Origin of the sequence: Actinacidiphila acidipaludis, from assembly GCF_019890725.1 — a bacterium.
In the GTDB taxonomy this organism is placed as follows: Bacteria; Actinomycetota; Actinomycetes; order Streptomycetales; family Streptomycetaceae; genus Actinacidiphila; species Actinacidiphila acidipaludis.
The window spans coordinates 81,384-87,998 of sequence record NZ_JAINZZ010000029.1 but is presented as its reverse complement, the minus strand read 5'-3'; the positions used below and the strand labels follow the sequence as shown (position 1 = coordinate 87,998).

Below are 6,615 nucleotides of genomic sequence, written 5' to 3'. Positions count from 1 at the left end.
TCGTCGGCCACCTCGCGGTAGGCCGCGGAGATGCGGGCGTTGAGCAGGTCCTGCTCTCGCGCGTAGGCCTTCCAACCGACAGCCCCGCGGCGGGGCCGCTTCGCCCTGCCCGCAATCAGTCACCCCCCTGCAGAAAGGAAGCGATCGTGTCTCTCAAGAGACGTTCCGCGATCTTCGTCGCGGCGGCCGCCGTGACGCTGGTCGCCGTCGCACCGACCGTCGCGAACGCCGCGCCGCACACGGGTGCCACGGCTGCGGCACCGGTGGCCGTCACGCCCGACTCCTCGGTCAACGGCAGCATCTCGGCCTCGGAGATCCTGTCCCGAGCGGCGTCGTGGAACGGGACCCCGTACAGCACCACGGCCAACAAGTACGGGCCCGGCAACGACATCGCCTACCGCACCGACTGCTCCGGCTACGTGTCGATGGCGCTGCACCTGTCCAGCAGCCTGAGCACGGTCACCCTGCCGTCCGTGGTCCACTCGATCAGCAAGGCCGATCTGCAGCCCGGCGACATCCTCGGCGTGCTCGGACCGAACACCGGGGGCGACGCCGGGCACGTCCTGATCTTCGACGGCTGGGCGAACAGCGCCCACACCCAGTACTACGCCTGGGAGAACTCCGGCGACGCCGGCGTCCACCGCCCGACGATCCCCTACCCGTACTGGCCGAACACCAGCGGCCCGGCCGCGTCGCTGTACCGGCCCTACCGCTACGACAACGAGTCCGGCAGTGGCGGAGGCGGCGTGCCCCCGTGGCCGAACGTCGTGGAGGGCGACACCGGCACCAACGTCGAGGCGGCGCAGTACCTGCTGGACGACCACGGCGCGTCCATCGCCACCGACGGCCAGTTCGGCGCGAACACCGTCGCGGCCGCCAAGGCCTACCAGTCCGCGCACGGCCTGAGCGCCGACGGCCAGATCGGCCCGCAGACCTGGAGCTCGCTCGTCGTCCAGATCCAGCAGGGCTCCACGGGCGACGCCGTCAAGGCCGCCCAGCTCGAACTGAACAAGTACGGCTACGGCCTGGGCGTCGACGGCCAGTTCGGTCCGGGCACGGACAGCGCCACCCGGGCGTTCCAGTCCGCCCACGGACTTCAGGTCGACGGGCAGATCGGCCCGCAGACCTGGGAGACCCTCGTCGGCGACTGATCCTCCGGCAGCGCCCACGCCGACGGCGACCGCGGCCCCGCCGCGGTCGCCGGACGCGACACCGGCGGCTTCCCGACGTCCCGTGCTTCCGCCGTCGTCCCCGCCCGGAAGACCTCGCAGCGGCTGCGGCTCAGCCGACCGTCAGGACGAGCTTGCCGCGGGTCTGGCCGGTCTGGCTGAGGCGGAACGCCTCGGCTGCCTGGTCCAGCGGCAGGGAGCGCTCGATGAAGACCTTCACCTTGCCGTCCTCGATGAGGCGCCCGAGCGCGGTCAGGTCGCCGGAGTCCGGCCGGACCCAGACGTGCTGACCGCCCGTCTCCTTGACCGACGCGTCCACGATCGAGGCGACACGGCTGGGGTCGGTCATCAGGCGCTGCGAGAGCTGGGCGGCACCGTCGCCGATGAGGTCGACGGCCGCGGTGATGCCGTCGGGCGCCATCGCCCGGACCCGATCCTCCAGGCCGTCGCCGTAGCTGACGGGCTCGGCGCCGAGCGACCTGAGGAAGTCGTGGTTGCGCTCACTCGCCGTACCGATGACCCGCGCGCCGCGCGCGACCGCGATCTGGACGGCGAACGAGCCCACGCCGCCCGCCGCGGCGTGCACCAGCACCGTGTCACCCCGGGTGACGCCGATCCGGTCCAGACACTGGTAGGCGGTCAGCCCGGCCAGCGGGACGGCCGCGGCCTGCTCCCAGTCCAGCCCCGCGGGCTTGCGGGCCAGGGTCCGCACCGGCGCTGCCACGAGTTCCGCGTACGTGCCGTGCTGCACCTCGTCCTTGCGGACGTAGCCGAAGACCTCGTCACCGACGGAGAACTCCGGCACGTCCAGCCCGACCGCCTCGACCACGCCGGCGACGTCCCAGCCGGGGATCAGCGGGAAGTGCACGTTCATGATCGGGTCCAGGTAGCCGGCGACCACCTTCCAGTCGACCGGGTTGACGCCGGCCGCACGCACCCGCACGAGCACGGAGTCCGGGCCGACCTTGGGGTCGTCGGTCTCGGTCAGTTCCAGTGTGTCCGGGTCGCCGTAGTGCGACGCCGTGATGGCCTTCATCGTTCTCCGTAACGTCGGGGCGGTTTCTCCTGTCCGGAGCGTGCCCCGGTTGTCACGGCTGATTCTGACCCGCGCCGCCGCTCCACGTCGCGCTCAGGGCGGACGGCGCGCGGTACGGGCCCCCGGACGGACGCCGGGCGGCACGAGCGGGCCGGCGCGCATGCGCTGTCCGCCCGCCCGTGCTGCCCGGCTGCCCGTGCGGGGTCTGTCAGGCCTCCTCGAAGGACGGCTGCGGGACGGTTGGCGCCACGGTCCAGGGCCGGAAACCGGGATCGGTGAGCACCCGGAACAGGAAGCCGGTCGCCGTCATCTCGTACCGGGCGGTGTCCTCGGCGTCCTCCATCGCCGCGACGACCGGCCAGGCGTCCGCCGGCCCTCCCGTGACCTGCCAGAAGTAGAGGTCGCCGGCCCGCGACGTGGCCCAGGGGATGAGCCCTCCGGTCGTGCCGGGCGCGTGGATCCGGTGCGGTGGGAACAGCTCGCCTCCCCCACCGTCGTCCTCCAGCAGCCCGCGCCACGACGTCAGCAGGTCGCCGATCAGGGTGTCGTCGAGGCACAGCACCGAGACCGCCGCCGAGAACTCACCGACCCCGAAGGCCTCGCACAACTGCTTGTAATCGGTCGGCAGTTCCGTGCCGAGCTCCGACTCGATCACCGGCCACGGCTGCGCGCTGCGGCGCGTCCTCCGGCCGGTGGCGTCCAGCAGGGCCTCGACCCACATCACCGCACTCCTCGCCTGTCGACAACCGCCGGACGCTCCCGCGGTGTGAGCCGACCGTCGGGCCGCCTCAATCGCCCACGCTCTGGGGGCCGTTCGCCGCACTGCCGGACGACTCCGCCGCCGGGACCGCGTCGTTGTGGAAGTTCGCCGGCGCGACCTCCGCGTGGAAGTTGTCCGGGGCGGCGGAGTTGTGTGATGACGTCTCCTCCACCGGCGCCGTGGCCTTCCCCGTCGCCGGATCCGCCTCCAGAGCCTGGCCTGTCGGGACGTGTCCGTCGTTCATGAGTTCCCCCCTGCACTGTTTCACCTGCGCGCGTCCACCCGGTACGTCGGGGTGCGCTGACGCGAGACTACGGTGGCCCCGAGCAGACGCCTTGACGATGCGTACCCGGGCTCTTGCCGCTGTGTCTCCTGTCCCTCAGGTGCCTGGCGCCTTCTCTCCCCCGGGCGCTCGCACGGCCTGGCGGCGGTGATCGCGGGGCGAGGTGCCGTAGGCGGCGTGAAAGGCACGGGTGAACGTCGCATGGGTGGTGAAACCCCAGCGGGCCGCGATCCGGTGGACGGGGACCTGCCGTAGGGCGGGATCGGCCAGGTCGCGGTGGGCGTGTTCCAGGCGCTGCCGGCGTATCCGCTCCGCGACGGTCGCACCGTGGGAGGTGAACACGCGGTGCAGGTGGCTGACGGAGATGTGGTGGGCGGCGGCCACGGCAGCGGGTGTGAGCGACGGGTCGTGGAGGTGCTGCTGGATATAGGAGTCGATGCGCAGCAGCAGCGTCGTGCGATGCGTGTCGTCGGGCACTGCGGCTTCGGATTCCATGGAGTGTGCGATGAACGCGGTCATCAGATCGCGCGCGATGCCGCCCATCCGGAGCAGGTCGGACCGCCGGTAGGGCACGGCGTCGCCGGTCACGTCGGTCAGGAGCTGGGCGAGGAGGCCGCCGAAGCCCGAACCCGGACCGGCCGGCAGGGGTCGCGCGAGCAGACCGTCGAGCCGGGACAGTGGCAGCGGCAGCAGTGCCCGCGACGCGTGCGCCGACACCACCCGGGTCCTGCCGCGGCCCCCGGAGAACCGCATCTCGAAGGGACGCGAACTGTCGTAGAGCGCGACCTGACGCCGCCCGACGCCGGCCTCCCGTCCCGCCTGGGCCACCACCAGATCCCCGTCGAGCGGGAGGATGACCGAGACCAGCTCCGGATCGCCCCGGCGGATCAGCCGCGGCGTGCGCAACACCGCGGCGGGCGTCACCACCATCTCCATCACCCGCAGCGGCGTGACGTCCACATGCCGCACATCCGCCTCGAACTCCCGGTCCGCGCGGGCTGCCAGTCGCATGGGCAGCGCGCCGCTGCCGAACAGATCATGCGCGGCCGCCAGCCGCTCCCCCGCCGGCAGATCCCCGCTCCGAAACATCATCCGCACCAGGCTTCCCCCCGTCCTTCGTACACCACCGCTACCCATCGCCGGCGGCCCGCCATACGCGACGGCCGCAGACCGTCATCCTCGGACACCACCCCTGCCGCCGAGGAACCTCTGATGGCGGACCGCCAGAGCACCCCCGGGTCTCACCCAGGCGACCGCGATCGCGGTCATGACCCGAGGCCCGCTCACCGGGTCTGGCCCGGCATCAGGTCGTATCGTCGGGCGTCGCGGAACCTCCATCGTGGATCGCCGCGCGCCGGGCGAGGGGCCGTCGGGGCCGAGATCTCGACGCGCCAGCTCCGTTATGTCCCCTTAGCATCCCTTTCATGAATGGATATGCCGCGGTAGCCGAGATCGACGTCGATCACAGTGAGACCTCCGGAGACGCTCCCGGGCGGGAGCAGTACGGCACCGTGCATGCCGCCAGGCTCGACGACGCCGGGCTTCCTGAGCATGTGACCTTGTGCGACATGTCCACCGACGAGCTGCGGCTCATGTCCGGCGACATCCCCACGGATGAGTCCGACACCTGGTACCCGCCGGGTGACCACGTGACCAAGGTGTGCCCGGACTGCGACAAGCTGGTCCAGCGCGGTTGAAGCGCACCGCATCCCCTGATCGGGCGCACATGCCCGGATCCGCTGCCGAACGGGTGAGCGGACTACCCCGATGGTCCAGCGCGGCTCCGTGACCGGTCGCTGCCGTGCTGCCGGGATGTGAATCCCGTGCAGGCCGACGCGGGGCCGTGGACTGCGGGCGGCCCTGCGCCCATCACTCCGCCCCGGACCGGGCTCCCCCACGCTTGCGGACCTTGATCACCTCAAGCGCGGCCGACTCCTCAGTGCGTTCATGCTGCGCACTGCCCTGCCCGCTGCCCGCTGCCCGCTGCCCGCTGCCCGCTGCCCGCTGCCCGTACAGAATGCTCCTCATCGTGCGCGCACTCGCGGCTGAGAAGCCACCTGTGCGCAGCCCCGCCCGCCGCACCCTCCGCCAACGGGTCCATACGGCTGTGCGATCATTCGCTGATCAGCGGGTACGCCGCGCGTGCGCCGCGTGCTCGCCGGGCTGGGTCAAGGGGCGGGCCCAGGAAGAGCTTTCGACCAGGGAGTTGGGGCGGGTACGCCGCTCGCCGCCGCCGTCGCTGTGCACGTGAGGCGTCGTCCGTCAACGAACGCTCCGAAGCGGAGCTGGGGGGTAGGGGAAATGCGTGGTCGCACCCATGCGCGGCGTGTAGCCGTGGCCGCGAGTGCGGTGTCCGTCATGGCCCTGATGACCGCTTGCGGCGGATCCGACGAGCCTCGGGCGGGCGCGTCGGCACGTCCGTCCAGCGCCCCGAGCCTCAGCGCACCGCCGTCAGCGGCCTCCCCGGCATCAGCACCGACGGCGGCTTCGGTGCTCTCGGGATCGAAGGTCCTCAGCCGGCAGGAGTTGAACCGCCTCCTGCTCGGCGAACACGAACTCGCCGGTTACGACATCGGGTACATCGGGGACCGGAACACCCCCGCGCCCGTCGTCGCCCCCTCCAGCCTTCCTCGGGTCACGCCGGCCGACTGCCGTTCCGTGTACGAAGGCACGGAGGGCCTCAGCGCCTACCCCTACTCCGCCACCGTGGCCGAGTCTGCCGAGCCCACAGGCCCGCAGGACCACCAGCGGGTGACTTTCACACTCCTCTCCTACACTCCCGCCACAGCTCCCAAGGTCTTCACGGACCTCCGCGCGGCACTGCCAGCCTGCGCGAGCTCCACCATCCACCCGTCGGCCGGGGGAACCTCCGACTCCCCGGACTTCGCCCACCCGCGCAATGTGTCCTCTCCGCATCTCGGTGACGACGCCATCTCGTTCCGCCTCACCGAGGTGCTCCCCAAAAGCGAGTTCTCCGCCTCCATCAGCCTCGACATGCGCGTCCTCCTCGTCCGCGAGGGCTCGACCGTCGTCGTCTTCACAGCGGAGAGCGACTCCGACCCCGGCAAGCCGGCCACCATGCCCAACGCTGTCGTCACTGCTCAACTCGCCAAATTCCGTCACTGACGCTCCGGGCCCGCATGCCCGCGCCCACGCCGATCCGCACCCGCCGCTCTGCCCAGAAGCCGTCGCGGCGCGTGCGCACCGCGCGTTTCCATGGCCGGATGCCGTGAACCAGCAGGAGTGAGACGATGAGAAATGCGGGAGGCCGAGTATCGGTGCGTCCCGCAGCGGCGGCCACGGTGTGGAGCCGAGCTTTCTCGCGGGGTGACACGGTGGACCGTCCTCACGTCCACCCTGGGGAGGC

Annotated in this window: 7 protein-coding genes; 3 read left to right on the top strand and 4 right to left on the bottom strand. The window is 71.6% G+C overall.

Annotation, left to right across the window (positions count from 1 at the left end):
• Window positions 1-146: 146 nt before the first annotated feature.
• Window positions 147-1,151, top strand: coding sequence for a C40 family peptidase (locus tag K7862_RS22150; RefSeq protein WP_222965212.1), 1,005 nt, complete (start codon window positions 147-149; stop codon window positions 1,149-1,151).
• Between the two features lie 130 nt (window positions 1,152-1,281).
• Here the strand turns inward: K7862_RS22150 and K7862_RS22145 are convergent, their stop codons facing one another.
• The 4 genes from K7862_RS22145 to K7862_RS22130 form a co-directional block, all read right to left on the bottom strand.
• A complete protein-coding gene (locus tag K7862_RS22145) occupies window positions 1,282-2,205 on the bottom strand; it encodes an NADP-dependent oxidoreductase (protein WP_222965210.1) in 924 nt (307 codons plus the stop codon).
• Between the two features lie 208 nt (window positions 2,206-2,413).
• The gene (locus K7862_RS22140) at window positions 2,414-2,926 is read right to left on the bottom strand and encodes an SMI1/KNR4 family protein (protein WP_222965208.1); all 513 of its coding nucleotides are present in this window, start codon (window positions 2,924-2,926) and stop codon (window positions 2,414-2,416) included.
• A gap of 67 nt (window positions 2,927-2,993) precedes the next feature.
• The gene (locus tag K7862_RS22135; protein ID WP_222965206.1) at window positions 2,994-3,209 is read right to left on the bottom strand and encodes a hypothetical protein; all 216 of its coding nucleotides are present in this window, start codon (window positions 3,207-3,209) and stop codon (window positions 2,994-2,996) included.
• Window positions 3,210-3,344: 135 nt separating this feature from the next.
• Complete coding sequence (locus tag K7862_RS22130) at window positions 3,345-4,340, bottom strand: helix-turn-helix domain-containing protein (protein WP_222965204.1); 996 nt, start codon at window positions 4,338-4,340, stop codon at window positions 3,345-3,347.
• Window positions 4,341-4,672: 332 nt separating this feature from the next.
• Here K7862_RS22130 and K7862_RS22125 point away from each other — a divergent pair, with 332 nt between their 5' ends.
• Window positions 4,673-4,945, top strand: a complete 273-nt coding sequence (locus K7862_RS22125) for a hypothetical protein (RefSeq protein WP_222965202.1) — start codon at window positions 4,673-4,675, stop codon at window positions 4,943-4,945.
• Window positions 4,946-5,738: 793 nt separating this feature from the next.
• Window positions 5,739-6,374: a hypothetical protein gene (locus tag K7862_RS22120; protein ID WP_222965201.1), complete on the top strand. Its 636-nt coding sequence runs from the start codon at window positions 5,739-5,741 to the stop codon at window positions 6,372-6,374.
• Window positions 6,375-6,615: the final 241 nt, after the last annotated feature.